General features: G+C 72.6%; 21 protein-coding genes. 11 read left to right on the top strand and 10 right to left on the bottom strand.

Annotated elements, in window-relative coordinates; genetic code table 11:
- Positions 1-203 precede the first annotated feature (203 nt).
- Entirely contained in the window at positions 204-986 is a 783-nt protein-coding gene (locus ACIQTP_RS22335; RefSeq protein ID WP_403402103.1) for a S1 family peptidase, read from the bottom strand.
- A gap of 230 nt (positions 987-1,216) precedes the next feature.
- On the opposite strand from ACIQTP_RS22335, the gene ACIQTP_RS22330 reads away from it, so the two are divergent.
- Positions 1,217-2,113 carry a hypothetical protein gene (locus ACIQTP_RS22330; protein WP_403402100.1) on the top strand — a complete coding sequence of 299 codons (897 nt, stop codon included), beginning with the start codon at positions 1,217-1,219 and terminating at the stop codon, positions 2,111-2,113.
- Between the two features lie 62 nt (positions 2,114-2,175).
- On the top strand, positions 2,176-3,210 hold the full coding sequence (locus ACIQTP_RS22325; RefSeq protein ID WP_403402097.1) for an ankyrin repeat domain-containing protein: 1,035 nt from the start codon (positions 2,176-2,178) through the stop codon (positions 3,208-3,210).
- Between the two features lie 44 nt (positions 3,211-3,254).
- Here the strand turns inward: ACIQTP_RS22325 and ACIQTP_RS22320 are convergent, their stop codons facing one another.
- Both ACIQTP_RS22320 and ACIQTP_RS22315 read right to left on the bottom strand, forming a co-directional pair.
- The gene (locus ACIQTP_RS22320; RefSeq protein WP_403402095.1) at positions 3,255-4,172 is read right to left on the bottom strand and encodes an SDR family oxidoreductase; all 918 of its coding nucleotides are present in this window, start codon (positions 4,170-4,172) and stop codon (positions 3,255-3,257) included.
- A 1-nt stretch (position 4,173) separates the two neighbouring features.
- Complete coding sequence (locus tag ACIQTP_RS22315; protein ID WP_403402731.1) at positions 4,174-4,950, bottom strand: SDR family oxidoreductase; 777 nt, start codon at positions 4,948-4,950, stop codon at positions 4,174-4,176.
- Positions 4,951-5,058: 108 nt separating this feature from the next.
- Between ACIQTP_RS22315 and ACIQTP_RS22310 the strand changes: the two genes are divergently transcribed.
- From ACIQTP_RS22310 to ACIQTP_RS22295, 4 genes are read left to right on the top strand one after another with little or no spacing between them, the layout of a single operon-like run.
- On the top strand, positions 5,059-5,823 hold the full coding sequence (locus ACIQTP_RS22310; protein WP_403402092.1) for an enoyl-CoA hydratase family protein: 765 nt from the start codon (positions 5,059-5,061) through the stop codon (positions 5,821-5,823).
- Complete coding sequence (locus tag ACIQTP_RS22305) at positions 5,820-6,683, top strand: CoA transferase subunit A (protein ID WP_403402089.1); 864 nt, start codon at positions 5,820-5,822, stop codon at positions 6,681-6,683. Before ACIQTP_RS22310 ends, ACIQTP_RS22305 begins: the two co-directional genes overlap by 4 nt.
- Positions 6,680-7,465: a CoA-transferase subunit beta gene (locus ACIQTP_RS22300; RefSeq protein WP_403402086.1), complete on the top strand. Its 786-nt coding sequence runs from the start codon at positions 6,680-6,682 to the stop codon at positions 7,463-7,465. The genes ACIQTP_RS22305 and ACIQTP_RS22300 overlap by 4 nt, the downstream gene beginning before the upstream one ends.
- Positions 7,465-8,529: an NAD(P)H-dependent flavin oxidoreductase gene (locus tag ACIQTP_RS22295; protein WP_403402083.1), complete on the top strand. Its 1,065-nt coding sequence runs from the start codon at positions 7,465-7,467 to the stop codon at positions 8,527-8,529. Before ACIQTP_RS22300 ends, ACIQTP_RS22295 begins: the two co-directional genes overlap by 1 nt.
- A gap of 309 nt (positions 8,530-8,838) precedes the next feature.
- On the opposite strand, the gene ACIQTP_RS22290 is transcribed toward ACIQTP_RS22295, so the two are convergent.
- Genes ACIQTP_RS22290 through ACIQTP_RS22280 form a run of 3 tightly spaced genes read right to left on the bottom strand, consistent with a single transcriptional unit; the run spans position 8,839 to position 11,478 of the window.
- Positions 8,839-9,996 (bottom strand): acetyl-CoA C-acetyltransferase, encoded by a 1,158-nt coding sequence (locus tag ACIQTP_RS22290; protein ID WP_403402080.1) that lies wholly within the window; start codon positions 9,994-9,996, stop codon positions 8,839-8,841.
- Positions 9,997-10,035: 39 nt separating this feature from the next.
- Entirely contained in the window at positions 10,036-10,647 is a 612-nt protein-coding gene (locus ACIQTP_RS22285) for a TetR/AcrR family transcriptional regulator (protein WP_403402078.1), read from the bottom strand.
- Positions 10,648-10,686: 39 nt separating this feature from the next.
- A complete protein-coding gene (locus tag ACIQTP_RS22280) occupies positions 10,687-11,478 on the bottom strand; it encodes an SDR family oxidoreductase (protein ID WP_403402075.1) in 792 nt (263 codons plus the stop codon).
- Between the two features lie 46 nt (positions 11,479-11,524).
- On the opposite strand from ACIQTP_RS22280, the gene ACIQTP_RS22275 reads away from it, so the two are divergent.
- Together ACIQTP_RS22275 and ACIQTP_RS22270 are read left to right on the top strand one after the other, a co-directional pair.
- Positions 11,525-12,670 (top strand): acyl-CoA dehydrogenase family protein, encoded by a 1,146-nt coding sequence (locus tag ACIQTP_RS22275; protein WP_403402073.1) that lies wholly within the window; start codon positions 11,525-11,527, stop codon positions 12,668-12,670.
- Positions 12,670-13,638: an acyl-CoA dehydrogenase family protein gene (locus tag ACIQTP_RS22270; RefSeq protein WP_403402071.1), complete on the top strand. Its 969-nt coding sequence runs from the start codon at positions 12,670-12,672 to the stop codon at positions 13,636-13,638. The genes ACIQTP_RS22275 and ACIQTP_RS22270 overlap by 1 nt, the downstream gene beginning before the upstream one ends.
- Here ACIQTP_RS22270 and ACIQTP_RS22265 read toward each other — a convergent pair.
- The 3 genes from ACIQTP_RS22265 to ACIQTP_RS22255 form a co-directional block, all read right to left on the bottom strand.
- Positions 13,613-15,274 carry a cytochrome bc complex cytochrome b subunit gene (locus tag ACIQTP_RS22265; RefSeq protein WP_403402069.1) on the bottom strand — a complete coding sequence of 554 codons (1,662 nt, stop codon included), beginning with the start codon at positions 15,272-15,274 and terminating at the stop codon, positions 13,613-13,615. The two genes, ACIQTP_RS22270 and ACIQTP_RS22265, sit on opposite strands and share 26 nt — an antisense overlap.
- Positions 15,275-16,001: 727 nt before the next feature.
- A complete protein-coding gene (locus ACIQTP_RS22260; protein ID WP_403402067.1) occupies positions 16,002-16,562 on the bottom strand; it encodes a HutD family protein in 561 nt (186 codons plus the stop codon).
- Entirely contained in the window at positions 16,559-17,278 is a 720-nt protein-coding gene (locus tag ACIQTP_RS22255; RefSeq protein WP_403402066.1) for a vWA domain-containing protein, read from the bottom strand. The genes ACIQTP_RS22260 and ACIQTP_RS22255 overlap by 4 nt, the downstream gene beginning before the upstream one ends.
- A gap of 255 nt (positions 17,279-17,533) precedes the next feature.
- On the opposite strand from ACIQTP_RS22255, the gene ACIQTP_RS22250 reads away from it, so the two are divergent.
- Both ACIQTP_RS22250 and ACIQTP_RS22245 read left to right on the top strand, forming a co-directional pair.
- Entirely contained in the window at positions 17,534-18,409 is an 876-nt protein-coding gene (locus tag ACIQTP_RS22250) for a rhomboid family intramembrane serine protease (protein ID WP_403402728.1), read from the top strand.
- Positions 18,410-18,429: 20 nt separating this feature from the next.
- Positions 18,430-19,278, top strand: a complete 849-nt coding sequence (locus tag ACIQTP_RS22245) for a chitosanase (protein ID WP_403402064.1) — start codon at positions 18,430-18,432, stop codon at positions 19,276-19,278.
- A gap of 55 nt (positions 19,279-19,333) precedes the next feature.
- On the opposite strand, the gene ACIQTP_RS22240 is transcribed toward ACIQTP_RS22245, so the two are convergent.
- Positions 19,334-20,065 (bottom strand): ABC transporter ATP-binding protein, encoded by a 732-nt coding sequence (locus ACIQTP_RS22240; protein WP_403402062.1) that lies wholly within the window; start codon positions 20,063-20,065, stop codon positions 19,334-19,336.
- 104 nt (positions 20,066-20,169) lie between these two features.
- Here ACIQTP_RS22240 and ACIQTP_RS22235 point away from each other — a divergent pair, with 104 nt between their 5' ends.
- Positions 20,170-23,580 (top strand): FtsX-like permease family protein, encoded by a 3,411-nt coding sequence (locus ACIQTP_RS22235; protein WP_403402060.1) that lies wholly within the window; start codon positions 20,170-20,172, stop codon positions 23,578-23,580.

Raw genomic sequence — 23,580 nt, 5'->3', positions numbered from 1 at the left:
CCTCCTGGGGCTGCGCCCCAGCCCCGCCAGGGGCGCTGCGCCCCCTGGACCCCCGCATCGGCCTGAACGGCCTCGTCCTCAAACGCCGGACGGGCTGAAGGGCGCGCGCAGCGCCCCTTCGGCGGCGCGGGGAACTGCGCGCTCTCCCCTCCCCCACCCGCCCGCGGCCGAAGTACACACCCGGGATCGTGGGGGCGCAGGTCCTACAGGGTGGACGCTGCTCTGGCTATGTCGGCGGCGAAGGTCGAGACCTCGGAGTACACCCCGGGATACCCCGGCTCCGCACAGCCCTGTCCCCAACTGACGATCCCGACCTGGATGTACGCCCCCGAGTCGTCCTTGCGGAACATCGGGCCGCCGGAGTCGCCCTGGCACGTGTCGACCCCACCCTGCTGTACGAACCCGGCGCAGATCTCGTCACCGGGCACGAGATCGCTGCCGTACGCCTGCTGACAGGTGGCGTCGCTGACGAAGGGGACGGTGGCCTTGAGGAGGTAGCGCTGTTGGGCGCCGCCCTCGCGCGCGGCGCCCCATCCGGCGATGGTGAAGTTGCCGTTGTTGTACGCGGTGGTGGTGGCGATCTTCAGCGTGGGCTGGTTGACGGGCGAGGCGAGTTTGATCAGCGCCCAGTCCTTGCCCTTGCCGTTGTAGCCGGGCGCCTGGAGCACCTTGGTCGACTTGACCTTGATCGCGCTGCTGCTCTGCAGGTCGACGACGCCTGCGGTGGCGGTGATGGAGGTGTTGTTGCCGGAGCCGTTCACACAGTGCGCGGCAGTGAGGACGATCTGCTGGGTGTAGAGCGCACCGCCGCAGCCCATGGAGAGCCGGACCATGAACGGGAACTCTCCCTGCGCCGCGCGGGTGCCACCGACGACGGGCGTGGGCGCGGCCTGCGCGGAGACGGGCTGGAGCGAGACGGTGGCGAGGGTGACGGCACCGAGGGCGAGGACTCTCTTGATGCCCGTGAACTTCTTCGGAGACTTCAACGTGCTTCCTCTCGTGGGGGGTTGGAAGCCCGACGGGGTCACACCGAGGCCGCACGACACGACAGTCGTCGCACCTATCGAGTGACATGCACCCGCCAAGCCTTTGCGAATTATTTAGACACCAGAGCGCTCCGACAAGGACCGCATTTCGGCCAGCCGCACCCCGCTGCCCACCGGAACCGCGCTTAGAGTGGAGTGCAGGAGGCCCGGCGTCTTCAGGGGGTACGGACGTGGCGAACGGCGGACCCGTCGAGCACGGCTTCCCGCATCTGGAGACGGTGCGGGCATCGATCACCGCGCTCTACAAGCGGCTCTCGTACGACACCATCCACACCTTCGCGACCAGCGTGGCCCCCGCCGACGTGGCCTTCAGCGACATCGACGACCTGCATCTGGGCGCGCAGCGCGTGGCCCGCGAGATGGTGCGCCACTACCACCTCCCGGACGCCCGGCTGATCATCGGCTTCCGCGAGATGACCCAGGCGGCCAACGTCGAACTCACGGCGGGCCCCGAGTACTTCGTCGAACTGAACGACCGCTTCCGCTCCCACCGCCAGGACATCGGCGCCGCTCTCGCCCACGAGGTGATGCACGTCTATCTGCACCGACTCGACCTCTACTTCCCCGGCACACGTGACAACGAGATCCTCACGGACACCGCGGCGACCTACCTCGGGGCGGGCTGGCTGCTTCTCGACGCCTACCGGGAGGACTCGGCCTCCTCGCAGAAACTCGGCTACCTCACCCCGGAGGAGTTCGGCTACGTCCTCGCCAAACGCGCCCTGGTCTTCGGCGAGGACCCCTCGATCTGGTTCACCAGCCCGCAGGCGTACACGGCGTACACGCGGGGCATGGCACAGGCCCGCCGTGACGCGCAGCAGCCCCCGCTGACCGCGGCCGGCTGGGCGGGCCGCCGCCGCTACGCGAAGGACCGACGGCACGCCCAGGACCAGCACACCCCGGGCCCGCACCCCGGCGTCCCCTACGCGTTCAGCCCCGACAGCCGCGGCCCCCTGCGCGTCTCCTTCCCCTGCCCGACCTGCCACCAGCGGATCCGGGTACCGGTCCGGGGCCGGGTACGGGCGCGCTGCGCACTGTGCAGGACGGTGCTGGAGTGCGACACATAGGGTGAGACACAACACCCCAAAAGGCTTTGCCTCTCGCGTCCTTGGCGAGCGAGGGTCGAAGGATGAGCACGAACGACCCCGCGGCACACCTCTTCACGGCCGTGCACGAGGGCGACGAGGACGCGGTGGTACGGCTGCTGCGCTCCGGTGTGAGCCCGGACGCGGTGGACGAGGACGGCCGGACGGCGCTGTATCTCGCGGCGGTGAGCGACCGGCCCGGCGTCGTACGACTGCTGCTGGCGACCGGGGCCGCGCCCGACCGGCTCAGCCAGGGCGCGGACGCGCCGCTGTGCGGGGCGGCGTGCGGTGGGCACACGGAGGTCGTACGCGCCCTGCTGGCGGCCGGGGCCGCGCCGGACACGGTGGAGGAGTTCGGGTTCACGGCGCTGACGTGGGCGGTGCGGCTGGGGCGGGTCGCGGTGGTGACGGAACTCCTCGCGGCGGGCGCCGACCCCGACCGCCCGGGCCCGACCGGTGAGCCCCCGCTCGTCGCGGCCGCCCGCCGTGGCTCGCCCGGCTGTGTGCGCGCCCTCCTGCGGCGCGGAGCGCGGGCGCGCTCGGCAGCGCTCGCCGAGGCCCACCGCCGGCTCGCCGTCGATGTGGAGACCGAAGTGCGCGCGGGCCTGGAAGAGACCTGGGGCCCGGGCCACCCCTCCGTCACCCACCGCTACCCGGAGGACGGCGGCATCACCGTGGAGGTCCAACTCCTCGGCCCGGCCGGGGATCCGGTCGCGAGCAACGACCAGCAGACGGGCCACGCCGCGATAGCGACCCTCCTCGAATCCGCCCTCGGCATCGCCGCGCCCGCCGCCGAACTGGCCGCCCGCGCGCTGCGCCCCGCCGACCCCGACAACGACGACTGGACCGAGGCGGCGACGGCACTCGGCCTGCGCGGCGACGAGGAGACGTTCCGGGCGGCGGTCCAGTGGTGCGCCGTCCCCGACCCTCTCCGCCAGGCCTTCGGCGCGGACGTACTGGGCCGCCTGGGCAACCCCCAGGGCCTGCCGATCCTGCACACCCTCACGCGCGCGGCCGACCCCGTGGTCCGCGACCGGGCGACGAGCGCGCTGGCGCGGCTGGACTCCGCAGGCCCGTAGCCGTCCGGCCCTTGAACGACGTGTCCTCAGGGCGGGACGCTCCCTTACCCCGCCCCGAACACCGCCCCTGGAACCTCCGCCTCCGCCAACAGCTTCAGGGCCGTGTCGCCGGCTTCGGACGGGGTCCAGCGGGCGCCCTTGTCCGCGGTGGGGCCCGGGCGCCAGCCCTCCATGACGGTGATGCGGCCGCCCTCGGTCTCGAAGACGCGGCCGGTGACTCCGGTGCTCGCGCTCGCGCCGAGCCAGACGACGAGGGGGGAGACGTTCTCGGGGGCCATCGCGTCGAAGGAGCCGGCGTCGGGGGCCGCCATGGTGTCCGCGAAGGCGCGCTCGGTCATCCGGGTGCGGGCCGCGGGGGCGATCGCGTTGACCTGGACGCCGTAGCGGCCCAGTTCGGCCGCGGCGACCAGGGTCAGCCCGATGATCCCGGCCTTGGCGGCGCTGTAGTTTCCCTGTCCGACCGAACCCAGCAGGCCCGCCCCGCTGCTGGTGTTGACGACCCTCGCCCGGGGCGTTCGGCCTTCCTTCGCCTGCGACCGCCAGTGCGCCGCCGCGTGCCTCAGCGGCAGGAAGTGGCCCCTGAGGTGAACGCGCAGCACGGCGTCCCAGTCGTCCTCGTCGAGGTTGACGAGCATCCGGTCGCGAAGAAAACCCGCGTTGTTGACGAGGGTGTCCAAACGTCCGTACGTCTCCAGGGCGGTGCGTACGAGGTCGGCGGCGCCGTCGGTGGTGGCGATGTCACCGCCGTGCGCCACCGCTTGTCCGCCCGCCGCCCGGATCTCCGCCACGACCCGCGCGGCCGGGCTGTCCGGGCCGGGTGTGCCGTCGAGGCCCACCCCGAGGTCGTTCACGACGACCCGCGCCCCCTCGGCGGCATACGCGAGCGCGTGCGCGCGGCCGAGTCCGCGCCCGGCGCCCGTGACGATCACGACCCGCCCCTCGCACAGCAGCGGTCCACTCATCTCAGTCCTCCTTGCCCGACGTGCCGAATGAGTCGGACGTGCCGGCCTTGTTGGCGGTCGCCGCGTCCAGGAAGGCGGGCCGCTCGCCGCCGCCGTGGACGAGCAGCGAGGCCCCGCTGATGTACCTCGCCGCGTCCGAGGCGAGGAAGACCGCTGCCCCGCCGATGTCGGACGGGTCGGCGAGACGGCCCAGCGGGACGGTGCGGGAGACGGCGGCGATGCCGTCCTCGCCGCCGTAGTGCAGATGGGAGAGTTCGGTGCGGACCATGCCGACGACGAGGGTGTTGACCCGGACGTCGGGAGCCCACTCGACGGCCATCGAACGGGCCAGGTTCTCAAGGCCCGCCTTGGCCGCCCCGTACGCCGCCGACCCGGGCGACGGCCGCGCCCCGCTCACGCTGCCGACCATCACGATCGATCCCCGGGCCCGTCTGAGGTGCTCGTAGGCGGCGAGCGAGGCGGTCAGCGGCACGACGAGGTTCAGCTCGATCACGCGCGCGTGGCGCTCGCCGTCCGCCTCCGTCAGTGGACGGTAGGGCGCGCCGCCCGCGTTGTTCACCAGCACGTCGAGCCGGGGCAGCGCGGCGAAGAAGGCGTGCACGGCCGCCGGGTCGCGCAGGTCCACGGACACGAACTCCGCGCCCTCCAGCGGTACGTCGGGGGGTCTGCGGGCACAGACCACCACGTCCGCGCCCGCCTCGGCGAACGCCCGTGCGATCCCGGCCCCCACCCCACGGGTGCCGCCCGTGACGACGACGGTCCTGCCTCCGAGATCCAGGTTGTCCACAGGGCCTCCCGCCCGGATGCGTTCACTGCTAGCTTCGAGAGTGCGCCTAACAAACGTTTGGTGGAATGGTCCTGAGGTGGAAAGGTAGCTGATGCGTCCATGGGTGTCTCCACCTCGTCCCCGGAAAAGGGGATTTCCGTCGTCACGGTCGACTTCCCGCCGGTCAACGCGCTGCCGGTGCGCGGCTGGTTCGACCTGGCCGACGCCCTGCGCGCGGCGGGCCGCGATCCCGGCGTCCGGTGCGTCGTGCTGACGGCCGAGGGGCGCGGTTTCAACGCGGGCGTGGACATCAAGGAGATGCAGCGCGAGACCAGGGACAGCGGGGGCCATCGCGCGCTCATAGGGGCCAACCGCGGCTGTTTCGAGGCCTTCGCCGCGGTCTACGAGTGCGAGGTCCCCGTCGTCGCGGCGGTGCACGGCTTCTGTCTGGGCGGCGGGATCGGGCTGGTGGGGAACGCGGACGCGATCGTGGCGAGCGAGGACGCCACCTTCGGTCTGCCCGAGCTGGACCGCGGCGCCCTCGGCGCGGCCACGCATCTGGCCCGTCTGCTCCCGGGCCACCTGGTGCGCGCGCTGTACTACACCTCACGCACGGCGACCGCCGCCGAGCTGCTCGCGCACGGCTCGGTGTGGCGGGTCGTGCCGCGCGGGGAACTCCTGGGCGCCGCGCTGGAGCTGGCGCGTGAGATCGCCGCCAAGGACGGCGAGCTGATCCGGCTCGCGAAGGCCGCGCTCAACGGCATCGACCCCGTGGACGTGCGCCGCAGCTACCGATTCGAGCAGGGCTTCACCTTCGAGGCGAACCTCAGCGGGGTCGCCGACCGTGTCCGCGACACCTTCGGGAAGGAGGGGGTCGACAGGTGAGCGACAAGACGATGACCACCGACGAGGTGGTCTCCCGGCTCCACAGCGGGATGACTCTCGGCATCGGCGGCTGGGGCTCGCGCCGCAAGCCGATGGCCCTGGTGAGAGCACTGCTCCGCACCAAGATCACCGATCTCACCGTGGTGTCGTACGGCGGCCCGGACGTCGGCCTGCTCGCCGCCGCGGGCCGGATCCGGAGGCTCGTCACCGCCTTCACCACCCTCGACTCGATCCCGCTCGAACCGCACTACCGGGCGGCGCGCGAGCGCGGCGCGTTCGAGCTGACGGAGGTCGACGAGGCGATGTTCATGTGGGGGCTGCACGCCGCCGCGAACCGCCTGCCCTTCCTCCCCGTCCGGGCCGGGCTCGGCTCGGACGTGATGCGGGTCAACCCCGGCCTGCGCACGGTCACTTCACCGTACGCCGACGCCTCCTCGGGGGTACGGGAGGAGCTCGTCGCCATGCCCGCCCTGCGCCTGGACGCGGCCCTGGTCCACATGAACCGCGCCGACCGCCTGGGCAACGGTCAGTATCTGGGCCCGGATCCGTACTTCGACGACCTGTTCTGCGAGGCGGCCGACGCCGCGTACGTCTCGTGCGAGCGCGTGGTCGACACGGCGGAGCTCACCAAGGCGGCCGCCCCGCAGACCCTGCTGCTCAGGCGGTCGAGCGTGACGGGCGTCGTCGAGACTCCGAACGGCGCGCACTTCACGTCCTGCGCCCCCGACCACGGACGCGACGAGCCCTTCCAGAAGCTGTACGCCACCACGCCGTACGCCGAGTTCGCCGCGCGCTTCCTCGCCGGCGACGAACATGCCTACCAGTCCGCCGTACGGGCCTGGCACAAGGAGCGGCGATGAGCCCCGCGTCCACTCCCGCCCCCGACGCCCCCGCCTCTGGCGCCCCCGCACCCGTGGTCACCCGCGCCGAGTACTGCGTGATCGCCTGCGCCGAGGCCTGGCGGGACAACGGCGAGGTGCTTGCCAGCCCCATGGGCCCCGTCCCCTCCATCGGCGCCCGTCTCGCCAAGCGCACCTTCTCCCCCGATCTGCTGCTGACCGACGGCGAGGCGATGCTCGTCGGCCTCGACGGCACCCCGGAGGGCTGGCTGCCGTACCGGCAGCACCTGACCATGGTCACCGGCGGACGTCGGCACGTGATGATGGGCGCGAGCCAGCTCGACCGCTTCGGCAACCAGAACATCTCCTGCATCGGCGACTGGTCCAGGCCCACGCGTCAGCTGCTCGGCGTGCGCGGCGCGCCGGTCAACACCCTGAACAACCCCACCAGTTACTGGGTCCCCAGGCACTCGCGGCGCGTCTTCGTGGAGCGGGTCGACATGGTGTGCGGGGTGGGGTACGACCGTGCCGCCGCCGCGGGCCCGAGCGCCACCCGCTTCCACCGCGTGCCGCGCGTGGTCAGCGACCTCGGCGTCTTCGACTTCGCCACCCCCGACCACTCGATGCGCCTCGCCTCGCTGCACCCGGGCGTCACCGTGGAGCAGGTGCGGGAGGCGACGGGCTTTCGGCTGGCGGTCCCCGACGAGGTGCCCCGCACCCGTGAACCGACGCCCGAGGAGCTGAGACTGATCCGCGAAGTCATCGATCCGGGCGGCGCCCGGGACCGAGAGGTCAGGAGCTGATGGAGACCGCGCTCACCCGCCTCGTGGGTGTCCGTCACCCCGTCGTGCAGACCGGTATGGGGTGGGTGGCCGGACCACGCCTGGTCTCCGCCACGGCGAACGCGGGGGCGCTGGGCATCCTGGCCTCCGCGACGATGACCCTCGACCACCTGAGAGAGGCCATACGCGAGGTGAAGTCCCGTACGGACGCGCCGTTCGGCGTGAATCTGCGCGCCGACGCCGGGGACGCGGGCGAGCGGGTACGGATCATCGTCGACGAGGGGGTACGGGTGGCGTCCTTCGCCCTCGCGCCCTCCCGCGAGCTGATCGCCGAGCTGAAGGAGGCGGGCGTGGTCGTCGTCCCCTCCGTCGGGGCGCGCCGGCACGCCGAGAAGGTGGCAGCCTGGGGTGCCGACGCGGTGATCGTGCAGGGCGGCGAGGGCGGCGGCCACACCGGCGAGGTCGCGACGACGGTGCTGCTGCCGCAGGTGGTGGACGCGGTGGACATCCCCGTGGTCGCGGCGGGCGGTTTCCACGACGGGCGGGGTCTGGTCGCGGCGCTGGCGTACGGGGCGGCCGGGATCGCGATGGGCACCCGTTTCCTGCTCACTTCGGACTCGACGGTCCCGGCCGCGGTGAAGGCGAAGTACCTGGCGGCGACGGTCGGCGACATCACGGTCACCACGGCCGTGGACGGCCTGCCCCATCGCATGCTGCGTACGGACTTCGTCGGCTCCCTGGAGAGGTCCGGCCGTGCGAGGGCCTTCGTCCAGGCCGTCCGTCGGGCCGCCGGGTTCCGGAGGATCTCCGGGCTCTCCTGGTCGCGGATGGTCCGCGACGGTCTCGCCATGAAGCACGGCAAGGAGCTGACCTGGAGCCAGGTGCTGCTCGCCGCGAACACGCCGATGCTCCTGAAGTCGTCGATGGTGGACGGGCGTACGGACCTGGGGGTGATGGCCTCGGGGCAGGTCGCGGGGGTGATCGAGGATCTGCCGTCGTGCGAGGAGCTGGTCGACCGGGTGATGGCGGAAGCCCGGGAAACCCTCGGCGCCCTGGCGGTCGTGGGTGCTTCAATGCCCGGATGACTCAGACCATAGCCGAGCCGTGGGGCCGGGGCACGACCCCATTACCGAGGTCGCAATGTCCGACAACAAACTCGTCGGACCTACCGCCGGGCAGGCGGAAAGTAACGCTTGTGGAGGCCTTGTAAGACCAGCTCTCGCAGGAGAGGGGCAAGGGCCTGTGAAGCAGGAACCCGTGGTGGCACTGTGTAGCGGTGCGGACCAAAATCGCCAGTGTTCGCGCAGGTGAGGGCGCCAACGCTGCCAGGTTCGTACGCTACCTGGCACCGGGGCGGGCGGAGGCCCACCGTCGCCTCCCCGCCGCCCTACGCGTCAGAGCCGTTCGATGATCGTCACGTTCGCCTGGCCGCCGCCCTCGCACATCGTCTGGAGGCCGAACCGGCCGCCGGTGCGCTCCAGTTCGTGCAGGAGCGTCGTCATCAGTTTCACGCCCGTCGCCCCCAACGGATGCCCCAGAGCGATGGCGCCGCCGTTGACGTTGACCTTCCGCGGGTCGGCGCCGGTCTCCTTGAGCCAGGCGAGGACGACCGGGGCGAAGGCCTCGTTGATCTCGACGAGGTCGATGGCGTCGAGGGACATGCCGGATTTCTTCAGGGCGTACGCGGTGGCCGGGATGGGCGCGGACAGCATACGGATGGGGTCCTCGCCGCGTACGGAGAGGTGGTGGACGCGGGCGCGCGGGGTCAGCCCGTGCTCCCGTACCGCCCGCTCGGAGGCGAGCAGCATCGCGGCGGCGCCGTCGGAGACCTGGGAGGAGCAGGCGGCGGTGATGGTGCCGCCCTCGACGACCGGCTTCAGGGCCGCCATCCTCTCCAGTGAGGTGTCCCGGCGCGGGCCCTCGTCGACGGTGACCTCGCCGTAGGCCACGGTCTCGCGGGCGAAACGGCCCTCGTCGACGGCGCGGATCGCCCGCCGGTGCGAGCGGAGGGCGAACTCCTCCTGGTCGCGGCGGCTGATGCCCCACTTGGCGGCGATCATCTCGGCCCCGGCGAACTGGTTGACGGGCCGGTCGCCGTAGCGCGCCCGCCAGCCCTCGCTGCCCGCGAAGGGGCCTTCGGTGAGGCCGAGGGGTTCGGCGGCCTGGCGAGAGGCGAAGGCGATGGGGATCTGGCTCATGTTCTGGACTCCGCCCGCGACCACTAGGTCCTGGGTGCCGGACAGGACGCCCTGGGCGGCGAAGTGCACGGCCTGCTGGGAGGAGCCGCACTGCCGGTCGACGGTGACGCCCGGCACCTCCTCGGGGAGCCCGGCCGCCAGCCAGCAGGTGCGGGCGATGTCCCCGGCCTGCGGCCCCACGGTGTCCAGACAGCCGAAGACGACGTCCTCGACGGCGGCCGGGTCGACTCCGGAGCGCTCGACCAGCGCCTTGAGGACATGCGCGCCGAGGTCGGCCGGGTGGACACCGCTCAGGCCTCCCCCGCGCCGCCCGACGGGCGTACGGACCGCTTCGACGATGTAGGCCTCGGCCATGACAACTCCCTCACAGACATGGGCTATCGCGGACATGGGCTATGCGCGTACGGAGATGCCGTCCAGCACCATCGACAGGTACTGCCGGGCGATCTCCTCGGGGCTGTGCTGTCCGCCGGGCCGGTACCAGGACGCGGCGACCCACACGGTGTCGCGCACGAAGCGGTAGGTGAGCCGGATGTCGAGGTCGGCCCGGAAGACCTCGGCGGCCACGCCGCGCTCCAGCGTGCTCAGCCACGCCTTCTCGAAGTTGCGCTGCGACTCGGCGAGGAAGGCGAATCGCTGCTGGACGGCGAGGTGCCGCGACTCCTTCTGGTAGATGGCGACGGCGGCACGGTGCCGGTCGATCTCCCGGAAGGACTCCGTGACCAGGGCCTCCAGCGTCCGGCGCGGGTCGAGTTCGGCGTCCAGGACTGCGTCGTAGCCCTCCCAGAGCTCGTCGAGGAAGGTCCGCAGGATCTCCTCCAGCATCGATTCCTTGGAGTCGAAGTGGTAGTAGAGGCTGCCCGCGAGCATCCCGGCCTCGTCCGCGATCTTGCGTACGGTGGTGGCGTTGTAGCCCTGCTCGGCGAAGACCTCCGCGGCGGTGTCGAGGAGTTCGCGGCGCCGCTCGGGAGTGGCGGTCACCTGGGGCTTCTTCTTGGTAGGCACGGTTCCATTGTGGTCCCAGGGGTGCCGGCCGACGGCGCCCTACGCATGTTGGCTGCTGACGGAGACGACTTCGCCTGTCATGTACGAGGAGTAGCCGGACGCCAGGAACACGATCACGTTGGCCACCTCCCAGGGCTCGGCGTAGCGGCCGAAGGCCTCGCGGCCCGTCAGTTCCTCCAGCAGCTCGGGCGTGGTCACCTTCACCAGGTGCGGGTGCATGGCGAGACTCGGTGACACCGCGTTGACGCGCACCCCGTAGTCGGCGGCCTCGACGGCCGCGCACCGGGTGAGCGCCATGACGCCCGCCTTGGCCGCGGCGTAGTGCGCCTGACCGGCCTGGGCGCGCCAGCCGACGACGGAGGCGTTGTTGACGACGACTCCGCCGCCGTCCTGGTCCCTGAAACGGCGCAGGGCGGCCCGGGTGCACCGGAACGTGCCGTTCAGTGTCACGTCCAGCACTCTCGACCACTGCTCGTCGGTCATGTCGACCAGGGCACAAGTGCCGCCGAGGCCCGCGTTGTTGATGACGATGTCCAGGCCGTCGTGGAGGTCTCCCGCCAGCGCGAACAGGGCTTCCACCTGCTGCTCGTCCGTCACGTCGCACGGCAGCGAGGTGACGTTCGCCGCGCCGAACTCCGCGGCGAGGGCCTCTTCGCTCTCCTTGAGGCGGCGGACATGGGCGTCACCGATGAGCACCCGCGCCCCCTCCTCCAGGAACCTGCGCGCCGTCGCGCTGCCGATGCCCGCGCCCGCGGCGGCGGTGATGACGGCGGTACGCCCGGTCAGCAGCCCGTGCCCGGTGACGTAGGCCGGACTCTCGACGTCGCTCATACCTCCACGCTAACCTACCAAACACTTGTTAGGGAAGGTGCTGCCGATGGATCTGACCCTCTCCCCCGCCGACGAGGCCTTCCGCGCCGAGGCCCGGACCTGGCTCGCTGCCCATGTGCCACGGACGCCCCTTCCGTCCCTGGAGACCGAGGAGGGCTTCGCGGCGCACCGCGTGTGGGAGGCCGAACTCGCCGCGGACCGCTGGTCGGTGGTGTCCTGGCCGGAGGTGTACGGCGGCCGGGGCGCGGACATCGTGCGCTGGCTGGTGTTCGAGGAGGAGTACTACGCGGCGGCCGCGCCGGGCCGGGTCGGCCAGAACGGCATCAACCTCCTGGCGCCCACCCTCTTCGACCACGGCACGCAGGAACAGCGCGCCCGGATCCTGCCCTCCATGGCCACCGGGGAGATCGTCTGGGCGCAGGCGTGGTCCGAGCCGGAAGCGGGGTCCGACCTGGCCTCGCTCACCTCGCGCGCGGTGCGCGCGGAGGGGGGCTGGCTGCTGAGCGGGCAGAAGACGTGGTCGTCGCGGGCCGCCTTCGCCGACCGCGCGTTCGGCCTCTTCCGCAGTGAGCCGGACACGCCGAGGCCTCATCAGGGCCTGACCTATCTGATGTTCGACCTGCGCGCGCCCGGGGTCACCGTGCGCCCCATCGGCCGCCTGGACGGCAGACCGGCCTTCGCCGAGGTCTTCCTCGACGAGGCGTTCGTCCCGGACGAGGACGTGATCGGCGAGCCGGGCGGGGGCTGGCGGGTCGCCATGTCGACGGCGGGCAACGAGCGAGGACTGACGCTGCGTTCACCGGGCCGCTTCCTCGCCGCCGCGGACCGCCTGGTGGCCCTGTGGCGCGGCCACGCCGACCCTTCGGACACGGCGCTGCGCGACCGGGTGGCCGACGCGGTGATCGGCGCCCGCGCCTACCAGCTCTTCACCTACGCCCATGCCTCCCGCTTCCTCGACGGCGCGGCCATGGGCCCGGAGTCCAGCCTGAACAAGGTCTTCTGGTCCGAGTACGACATCGCGCTGCACGAGACGGCCCTCGATCTCCTCGGCCCGGAGGGCGAGTCGGCGGACACGGACTGGTCCGAGGGGTACGTCTTCTCGCTCGCCGGTCCGATCTACGCCGGCACCAACGAGATCCAGCGCGACATCATCGCCGAGCGTCTGCTCGGCCTCCCGAAGGGCCGCCGCTGATGCGCTTCCTCCTCGACGCCGAGCAGCGGGCGTTCGCCGACTCGCTGGACGCGATGCTGACGGCCGCGGACACCCCGTCGGTCGTACGGGACTGGAGCCGCGGCGACCTCGGCGGCGGGCGCGCGCTGTGGTCCCGTATCGCGAAGGCGGGCGTGTTCGCGCTCGCGGTGCCGGAGGCGTACGAGGGGATGGGTCCGCGTCCGGTGGAACTGGCCGTGGGTTTCGTCGAGTTGGGACGGCACGCGGTGCCCGGCCCGCTGGTGGAGACGGTCGCGGCGGCCGCCCTGCTGGCCGAGCTGGCGGACCCCCTCCCCGCCGGGCGGCTGCTCCCGTCGCTGGCCTCGGGCGAGGCGTCGGCGACGCTGGCCCTCGACGGGGCGTACGCGCTGGACGGCGACGCGGCGAGCATCCGCCTCGCCCTGGCCGCCAACGCACTGCGTCTGGCACCCGGCCACGGCCCGGTACGCGCCTGCCTGGACCCCGCCCGCCGCCTCACACCCCTGTCACCGGGCGGTGAACTCCTCGCCACCGCCCCGCCCGTCGCCCGTGCCCTTGTCTGGGCCCGGCTCGCCACCGCCGCCCAGGCGCTCGGCGTCGGTCTCGCGCTCCTTGACCGGACCGTCGCGTACGTCAGGCAGCGCACCCAGTTCGGTGTCCCCGTCGGCTCGTTCCAGGCGGTGAAGCATCGCCTCGCCGACGCGAAGATCGGCCTGGAGTTCGCGCGGCCGCTGCTGTTCGGCGCGGCCCTGACGATGTCGCCCGCCGATGTGGCCGCGGCCAAGGTCACGGCCTGCGAGGCCGCGTACGCCACCGCGCGCACGGCGCTCCAGCTGCACGGCGCCATCGGCTACACCGCGGAGTACGACCTGTCGCTGTGGCTGGCCAAGGCCCGTGCCCTGCGCACCGCGTGGGGCACCGCGGCCGAGTGCCGGGCCGCGGTGCTCAGTGGTGGTGATCGCCGCTGGTGAGTTCCCGGTACTCCTCCGGTGTCGGCTTCGGGATCTGGGTGTCGGGCCCGTACATGGCGCGGGCGAGCCGGGCGCGCAGCCTGCGGCCGGGGCCGACCCGGCGGGCGACGCCGTTCGCGTCCACGAGCGGTCCCACCTCGTACGGCGGGGGCTGCTCGTGCTGGGTGAGCGTGAACCGCTGCGCCGGTGTGAGCGGTTCGTGCACCTCGACGTACTCGCCGTGCGGAAGCATCCGGATGATCCCGGACTCCCTTCCGTGCAGCACCTTGTCGCGGTCCCGTCGCTGGAGTCCCATGCAGATCCGGCGTGTGACGACGAAGGCGAGGGCCGGGGCGACGAAGAAGGAGACCCGTACGAACCAGGTGATGGCGTTGATGGAGAGGTGGAAGTGGGTGGCCCACAGGTCGTTGCCACCGCCGACCAGCAGCACTCCGTACAGCGTCAGCCAGGCGACGCCGAGCCCGGTGCGGGTGGGGACGTTGCGCGGCCGGTCCAGGATGTGGTGTTCTCGTCTGTCCCCGGTGATCCACGCCTCGATGAACGGGTAGACGGCGATGGCGGTCATGATCAGCGGGAAGAGGGAGAAGGGGATGAACACACCCAGTTGGAGGGTGTGGCCCCAGGCGTTGATCTCCCATCCCGGCATCACCCGGATGAGCCCCTCGGAGAAGCCGAGGTACCAGTCGGGCTGTGCGCCGGTCGTCACCAGGTCCGGCCGGTAGGGGCCGAAGGCCCAGACGGGGTTGATGGTCGCGATCGCCCCCATCAGCGACAGCACCCCGAAGACGAGGAAGAAGAACCCGCCCGCCTTGGCCATGTAGACCGGCATGAACGGCATCCCGACGACGGACTTCTGGTCGCGTCCGGGCCCCGGGTACTGCGTGTGCTTGTGGTAGAAGACCAGGATCAGATGGGCGACCACCAGGCCCAGCATGATGCCCGGCAGCAGGAGGACGTGGATCGGGAAGAAGCGCGGAATGATGTCGTGGCCCGGGAACTCGCCTCCGAAGAGGAAGAAGGAGAGGTACGTTCCCACGATCGGGACCGACAGGATCGCGCCCTGGGCGAAGCGGACGCCGGTGCCGGAGAGCAGGTCGTCGGGGAGCGAGTAGCCGGTCAGGCCGGTGATCAGGCCGAGCATCAACAAGGTCCAGCCGAAGAGCCAGTTGACCTCGCGGGGCTTGCGGAACGCGCCGGTGAAGAAGACGCGCATCATGTGCACGAGCATGCCGGCGAGGAAGACGATCGCCGCCCAGTGGTGGATCTGCCGGACCAGGAGTCCGCCGCGGACCTCGAAGCTGATGTGGAGGGTGGACTCGTAGGCGCGGGTCATGAGGATGCCGTTGAGCGGCTCGTACGGGCCGTGGTAGACGACCTCGGAGGCGCTCGGTTCGAAGAAGAGCGTGAGGTAGACGCCGGTCAGGATCAGGATCAGGAAGCTGTAGAGGCAGACCTCGCCGAGCATGAAGGACCAGTGGTCCGGGAAGACCTTGCGCATGTTGGCCTTGGCCAGTGCGTAGAGGCCCAGCCGGCCGTCGGCCCAGTCTGCGAGGCGTTCGCCTCGCGGCGTCTCGCCCCTTCGCTCCGTACGTGAAGTCCCTTGCCCCCGACCGGAGTTGATCTCTCCCGCGTCCATGGGCCACCCCCTCGGCCCACCAGGGTGGCACGACACCTCCCCGAAGCCAACGGCGCGTCACCCCCGACCTGTCTCTCGCCCCCGCCGCCCCTACCCGTCCCATCCCTGGGTGCTCCGCCCCCAGCCCCCCGGGTGGGCTCTCGACCTGCGGCCGGGTGGCGACCGATCGCGCAGTTCCCCGCGCCCCCAAAACACCCCAGGCCGCCCGCAGGCGCTCGGCCGACAGCCGGCGGGGGCTGAGCGCGCAGTTCCCCGCGCCCCCAAAACACCCAGCCCACCCGCAGTCGCTCGACCGACGGCCGGCGGGGGCTGAGCGCGCAGTTCCCCGCGCCCCCAAAACACCCAGCCCACCCGCAGTCGCTCGACCGACGGCCGGCGGGGGCCGAGCGCGCAGTTCCCCGCGCCCCCAAAACACCCAGCCCGCCCGCAGTCGCTCGGCCGACGGCCGGTGGGGGCCGAGCGCGCAGTTCCCCGCGCCCCCAAAGGCCTCGGGCGGTCGGGGTTTGAGGGTCGCGTCCCGCCCAGCCCGGCCCTCATCCTTCAGCCCGTCCGGCGATTGAGGACGAGGCCGGAGGCCGATGACCCGAGCACCCCGGCCGGCCCTCGTCTTCAGCCCGTCCGGCGTTTGAGGACGAGGCCGCTTGGGGCGGTTGGGGGTTTGGGGGCGGAGCCCCCGGGTGGGGATGGGACGGGTAGGGGCGGCGGGGGCGAGGACTCGGTTCGGTGCTCAGCCGCTCGGCGTGAGGGTGACCACGGCGGTGTGGGCGGTTGCGTGGAGTGTTGATCTCTCGTTGGCCAGGAGCACCGCGTCGTGGCGCCCGAGGGCCACCCCGGCCACCTCGGCGGTGCCGTCAAGGGCGACGATCAGGACGGCCGGCCCCGCCGGAAGGGCGAGGGACCGCCGGGGAGCGGTGACCATGACGGTGGGGGTCACGGCGGCGCCCCTGTGCCACATGACGTTGAGGTTGACGACCGGCCCCCCGAGGAGGCGGCAGCCGGTCGGCAGATCACCGGGGAAGCGCTGTGGGACGAACCGCGTGTCGACCCGGCGGTGTTCGCCGCCGACGGTCAGGTCCATCCCCTCCCCCGCGACCATGGTGAGGATCCGGTCCACGTCGGCGAACGCCGAGAAGGGCCCGTCGCCGCCCACGTCGGCCAGGCTCACCCGCCACTCGAAGTCCCCCGTGTCCGCGCCCTCGGGCCGGGCGACGATCTCGCGCGTCACCCCGCCACCGTTCTTCCAGGGCACGGCGACCCGCCCGGCGGCCGGCAGGACACGCACGGTCACCGGACGATCCCCCGCTCGCGCGCGGCCGTCAGCCACTGGGGGAAGTCGCCCACGATCCGGTCGTACAGCTCGGCGTCGGAGAGCTTCCCAGGCTGCGAACCGGCGTGGAAGAAGCCGGCGTTGTCGACGACCCGCCGCTGCGGCACCGGCAGCTCGTCGAGTTTGCGCAAGAACTCGAACTGCTTGCTGTCCGGGTCACCGAACCCTATGAACTGCCAGAACAGCGGAAGCTTCGCCGCCTTGCACAAGTACCGTTCGGCGGCGAGCTTGTTGATGGGACCGCCGTCGGTCTGGAAGACGACCAGGGCCGGGGCCTCGGAGCCGCCCTCGAGGTAGTGGTCGATGACCGCGTCCATGGCCAGGTGATAACTGGTCTTCCCCATGTGGCCGAGCCCGGCCACGATCTTCTCCACCCGGCCCTGGTGGTTGTCGAGCGCGATGTCCGTGACCGCGTCGATGTCCGTGGAGAAGAAGACGACAGGGACGGTGCCGTCGTCGTCGAGGTGCGCCGACAGGCCGAGCACCCGGTCCGCCAGCGCCTGCACGCTGCCGTCCTTGTAGTACGGCTTCATCGACCCGGAGTAGTCGACGACCAGGTACACCGCGGCCCGCTGTCCGCTCAGCCCGTGCTTGGCGAGGGAGACACCGGCGCTCTTGTACAGGCTGACCAGTGCGGGCGCGGTCTCCTCCACCTTGGTGAGGCTGATTCCGGCCATGCGGGGCTCCCATCGCGCGAGGGTTGCGGAAACGCCGAGATTACGGCACCGGCAGCCCCTGCCGTCCCCCTCCCACATGGGCGTTCGCTATTTTGTTCGCCGCCGACCCCACCGGCTCATCGTCCCCCTGATCTCCGTACCCGCGAGGAGCCGGTCGTGGAATCCGAATCCACTGAATCCACCGAGTCAACCCAATCCGCTGAATCCGCCGAGTCCACCGATTCCGCCGTCACCACCTGCTATCGCCATCCCAAGGTGGAGTCCCATGTGCGCTGCACACGGTGCGACCGCTACATCTGCCCGCACTGCATGCGCGAGGCGGCCGTCGGTCACCAGTGCGTGGAGTGCGTGAAGGAGGGCGCCCGTTCCGTCCGGCAGGCCCGCACGGCGTTCGGCGGCCGTATCTCGACCGTGCCCGTGGTGACGTACCTCCTGATCGCGCTCAACGTGCTGGCCTATGTGGGCGAGGTGGTGCGCCCGGCGATCGTGGACCGGTTCGAGATGCTGGGCGCGGGGCTGGCGGGGCCCGACGGCGGGCACTACGTCTGGCAGGCCCAGCACCCCTACGACTTCCACCCGGAGGGCGTGGTCGACGGGGAGTGGTACCGGATGCTGACCGGCGCGTTCCTCCATCTGCCGCCCACCGAGGGCACATTCGGGATTCTGCACATCGTGATGAACATGGTCTCGCTGTGGAACCTGGGCCGGGTGGTGGAGGCCCAGCTCGGCCGGATCCGCTTCGTCACCCTCTATCTGCTCTCAGCGCTCGGCGGCTCGGTCCTCGTGCTGGTGATCGCGCCGGACACGCCCACGCTCGGTGCGTCGGGTGCCATCTTCGGGCTGGGGGCCGCCTACTACGTCATGGCCCGCCGGTTGGGCGCCGACATGAGCGCCGTCAACCGTTTCGTGGCGGGCCTGCTGCTGTGGCTGCTCATCTCGGCGGGACTCACCTCCTGGCAGGGCCACCTCGGCGGACTCCTGGCGGGCGGCGTGGTCACGCTCGCCTACGCGTACGCGCCCCGGGACCGCCGCCGTGCGCTCGTCCAAGCGGCCGCGTGCGTCGCGCTGCTGGCGCTGCTGGTGATCACGACCGTCGGAAAGGTGTCCGAGCTGACGAGCGGAGCGTCCTGAGCGCTCCCTAGGCTGAGCCCATGAAACGTGCTCGGCTCCTCCTGCTCGCGGTCCTCCCCCTGGTCGCGGCGGCGGTCTACTTCCTCGTCCCGGGGCTCACGGACGCGAGCGGGGCCGCCGGGCGCGCGGGGGCGCGCCACGACGCCGGGCGACCGGCGGGCGCGGGCCTCGCCGCCCCGGACAAGAAGGAGCTGGCGCAGAAGCTCGTGGCGAGCGCGGAGAACTCCACGCTCGACTGGCGCAGCGCGTACGCCTACATCGAGGACATCGGCGACGGCCAGGGCTACACGGCGGGCCTCATCGGCTTCTGCACCGGCACCCACGATCTGCTCGTCCTGGTCGAGGGCTACACGAAGGACCACCCGGGCAACGGCCTCGCCCGCTACCTCCCCGCCCTGCGCAAGGTCGACGGGACGGACTCGCACAAGGGTCTCGGCCCGGGCTTTGTCGCGGCCTGGCGCAAGGAGTCCACGGTGGCCGCCTTCCGCAGGGCGCAGGACGCCGAGCGGGACCGCGTCTACTTCGACCCCGCGGTGCGCCGCGCCAAACTCGACGGCCTCGGCACGCTGGGCCAGTTCATCTACTACGACGCCATGGTCATGCACGGGCCCGGCACCGGCGCGGGCGGCTTCTACGACCTGCGCACCCGGGCCATGGCCCAGGCCGACACCCCGGCCGAGGGCGGCTCCGAGAAGGCCTACCTCGACATCTTCCTCGACGTCCGTCGCGCGGCGATGAAGGCCACGAGCGCCCACCGTGACACGACCCGCATCGACACGGCCCAGCGGATGTTCCTGTACGACGGGAACCTGGACCTGCGCACGCCGCTGGAGTGGAAGGTGTACGGGGAGACGTACAAGGTGCCGTAGCCCCTCCCCCTCCGCCGAGATGCCGCGGGCCCCGCGTCCGGCCGGTCGGGCGCCGTCAGTGCTCGACGACCTCGCCGTCGCTCAGTTCCAGCACGCGGTCCGCCAGGCCCAGGAGTTGGGGGTCGTGCGTGGCGACCAGGGCCGTGACGCCCTCGCTGGCGACCACCGCCCGCAGCAGTTCCATCACCGCCAGGCCGGTCTGCGCGTCCAGCTGTCCGGTCGGCTCGTCGGCGAGCAGCAGGGCCGGGTGGTTGGCGAGGGCGCGGGCGATGGACACCCGCTGCTGCTGCCCGCCGGAGAGCTCCGCCGGGCGCTGGGCCCCGTGGTCGGCGAGCCCCACGAGAGCGAGCAGCAGGGCCACGCGCTCCTCACGTTCGCGGGGGTCGGCTCTGCGCAGCCGCAGCGGCACTCCCACGTTCTCGGCCGCGGTGAGGATGGGGATGAGTCCGAAGGACTGGAAGATGTAGCCGATGCGTTCGCGGCGCAGTTCCAGCAGCTCGTTCTCGCCGAGTGCGGACAGGTCGGTGCCGTCGATGACGACGCGGCCGCGGTCCGGGCGGTCGAGGCCGCCGATCAGATGGAGCAGTGTCGTCTTGCCGGAGCCCGACCGGCCCTTGAGGGCGACGAGTTCACCGCGCCGGAGCTCGAAGGAGGCCCCCCGCAGCGCGTGCACGGCCACGGCACCCGTGCCGTACGAGTGGTACAGGTTCTCCACCCGCACCATCGGCTCGTCGGCGGATTCGCCCACGAGGGCGGCACCGGACCGCGTGCCGGTGTTCTCCGTCATCGACGCACCCCCTACGGAATGGAACTCATGTGCCCAGAGCGGGAACCCCATGATATTCATGTCGGGTTGGCGAGGGGGTGGCTCGGCAATCGGGTGGGGGACGAGTGACGGGCTTCTTGTTGCTGCGCGTTCGGGCGCATCGGCTGCTGCTCGGCGCTGCCCTGCTCGCGGTGCTGCTGACCACCTCGGTGCTCGCCGCCCTCGCCGCGTTCTCCGCCTCGGTCGGGGACGCGGCGCTCCGACAGAACCTGAGCGGCCCGGCCGCGACCTCCGCCTCGCTCGTCATCAGCGCCGACGTGCCCCGCGGCCGGGAGGCGGCGGCCCAGGAGGCTGCGGTCCGCGGCGCGCGACGGACCTTCGCCGGGCTTCCGGTGACCGTACGAGCGTTGCGCGGCTCGGGGCCGTACGCGCTGCCCCGCTCCCTCCAGGGCACCGATGCCCGCGCGGGGCAGCCGGACCTCACCCACTTCGCCGCCCTTGACCGGTCACGGATCAGGCTGGTCTCGGGCACACTGCCCGGGCTGGCCCCGGCCGCGCGCACCGCTCCCGTGCCCGTCGCGCTGCCCGAAGTCGCCGCCGACCGGCTGAAGGTGCGGACCGGAGCGCGGATCGCGCTCACCGACCGGCTGGGCGGCGCGCCCCTGACAGTCCGGGTCACCGGCGTGTACCGGGCCGCCGACAGCGCGGATCCGTACTGGCAGCTGGACACCCTCGGCGGTCACGGGGTGCGCACCGTCGACTTCACCACCTACGGCCCGCTGCTCGCCGACTCGTCCGTCCTCGCCTCGCGCACCTCCGCGGGCACCACCGGGTGGGTGGCGACGGCCGACTACCGGAGCCTGACCACCGACGGGATCGACGCGCTGCGCGAGGCCTCGGCGCGCGAGCCCGAAGTGCTGCGCGAGAACGCGGCGTTCGGAGCCGGCGCGACCGTGCGGACGGCGCTGCCCGCCGTGCTCGACCGGACCGGGCGCGCGCTGCTCGTGTCCCGGTCCACGCTGATGATCGTCTCCGTCCAGCTGGTGCTGCTCGCCGGGTACGCGCTGCTGCTGGTGGCCCGGCTGCTCGACACCGAGCGGGCGGGCGAGACCGATCTGCTGAAGGCGCGGGGTGCCTCGCGCCGCCGGATCACGGGCCTCGCCGCGCTGGAGGCGCTGCTGCTGGCGCTGCCGGCGGCGGTGGGTGCCGCGCTGTTGTCCGGTCCGCTGGTGCGGCTGCTCGCCCGGTGGTCGTCCCTCGACCGGACCGGGGTGCGGCTCGGGGACGCTCCGGTGCTCCAGGTGTGGCTGGTCGCGGCCGGGGTCGCGGTGTGCTGCGCGGCGGCGGTCGTGGCGCCCGCGCTGGCCGCTACGGCGGGTGCGCCGCCGCGGCTGCGGCGGGTGCGGGCCGCGGCGGGCGCGGCGTCGGTGCGGGCGGGGGCAGACGTGGGGCTGCTGTTGATCGCGGCGGTGGCGTACTGGCAACTCGACCGGCAGACCGGCTCGTTCGGTGGCGGCGCGCTCAGCCGTGACCGGGCGGGCGATCTGGGCATCGATCCGCTGCTGGTCGCGGCGCCCGCACTGGCACTGCTGGCGGGCACGGTGCTGACGCTGCGGCTGCTGCCGCTGGGGGCGAGGCTCGCGGAGCGGCGCGCCGCGAGCGGGCGGGGCCTGCCGGCGGCGCTGGCGGGCTGGCAGTTCAGCCGGCGTCCGCTGCGCGGGGCGGGGCCGGTGCTGCTGCTGGTCCTGGCTGTGACGACCGGGATGCTGGCGATCGGGCAGAGCGCGTCGTGGCAGCGGTCGCAGGGCGACCAGGCGGACTTCGGGACGGGCGCTTCCGTACGGGTGCTGGACGGCAGGCCGGGCAGCCCCGGGCAGACCGGTCTGTACGCCGCGCTGCCCGGGGTACGGGACGCCGCTCCCGCCTGCCGCGCCACCACGGACCTCTCCGGCGGCCGTAGGGCGACGGTGCTCGCTCTGGACACGGCGCACGCCGAGGGGATGCTGATGCGCGGCGATCTGGCCGGCGAGCCCGTGGAGCGGCTGCTGCGGGATCTCGCGCCTCGGGAGAAGGCGGCCGGGCCCTCGGTGTCGCTGCCCGACGGCACCCGGCGGCTCGCGCTCGACCTGCGGATCACCGACGAGACGACGGCGGCAACGGGCGAGGGGGCGAAGGCGGGGCGTTCCCCTTCCGGAGTCGCGCCCCTGGTCACCGTCGTCGTCGAGGACGGCTACGGCATCGCGTACCGGCTGAGCGCAGGGAAGACACCCGTCGACGGCCGGATCCACCGGGTCACCCTCGACCTGGACCTGTCGGCTTCGGGCGCCCGCGCCACGCCGGCCGGGCCGCTGCGGCTGACCGGGCTGCAGCTCGACGGCACGGTTCCCGCGGGCGGGCCCGAACAGCACCGGCTCACCGTCGTACGGATGCTGTCCACGGGCCCCGACGGGACCGCCCGCGCGGTCGCGGTGCCCGCCGGGGTGCGCTGGCGGGGCAGCAGGACCGAGACGGCGGACGCGACGGCGTACCCGTCGACGGCCCTGCGTCCGGCCGCGTCGAAGACGGCGCCGCTGACGGTCTCGTACGGGACGGGCGCCGCGCCCGGGAGCGACGCGTCGTCCTCCGGTCCGCCGGAGTTCACCGTCCGCCTCGACGCCGCGCGGGCCGCGCCCCCGGCGCGGATCGCGGCCGTCGCCACCCGGGCCTTTCTGCGCGCGGCCGGCACCGAGCCGGGCGAGAGCATCGACGTGACGCTGGACGGGGAGCGGCTGCGGGTGACGATCGTGCGGTCGGTGAGCGAGCTGCCGACGACCGGAACGGGCATGGCCTGGGCCGGGGACACCTCGGACGGAACGGCGGACGGGGGCGGGGCGCAAGCAGCGGACGGAGCGACGGACGGGGGCGCGTTGTTGCTGGATCTGCGCGCCGTGAACGCCGTGTTCGCGCAGCGCGCACGCGCTCCGCTCGCACCCGCGGAATGGTGGCTGAGCACCGCCCCCGGCGGGGCCGCGAAGGTCGCGGCCGCGCTGCGGGCCCGCCCCGACGTCGAGCCGGACCAGGTGCTCGTACGGGACGAGGCCGCAAACCGGCTGCTGGGCGACCCGCTCGGCGCCGGGCCCCGTGCGGCGCTGATGGCGGTGGCGGTGGCTGCCGCGGCCCTCGCCGCGGGCGGCTTCGCGGTTTCCACCGCGGGCTCCCGGCGCGAGCGGTCCGCGGAGTTCGCCGTGCTCCGGGCCCTGGGCGCGGGCCGCCGGGAACTGGCCCGGCTGGTCGCCGTGGAGCAGGGCCTGCTGATCGGGGCCGGTCTGCTCGCCGGTCTCGGCCTCGGCACCGTCCTGGCCCGCGCCGTCGTCCCCCTGATCGTGCTGACCCCGGGAGCCGCGCGACCGGTCCCCCGTGTCCTCGTCGAACTCCCGGTGTCCCAGGTGGCGCTGCTCCTCGTGGGCGTCGCGGCCCTGCCCCTGCTGATCAGCGCAGCGACGGCAGTGCGCCGCGCCGAACCGGCGGTCGCGCTCCGCCACCAGGGGGACAGCTGA

Origin of the sequence: Streptomyces sp. NPDC090798, from assembly GCF_044768965.1 — a bacterium.
Taxonomy (GTDB): Bacteria; Actinomycetota; Actinomycetes; order Streptomycetales; family Streptomycetaceae; genus Streptomyces.
This window is presented reverse-complemented; position numbering and strand designations above follow the sequence as displayed.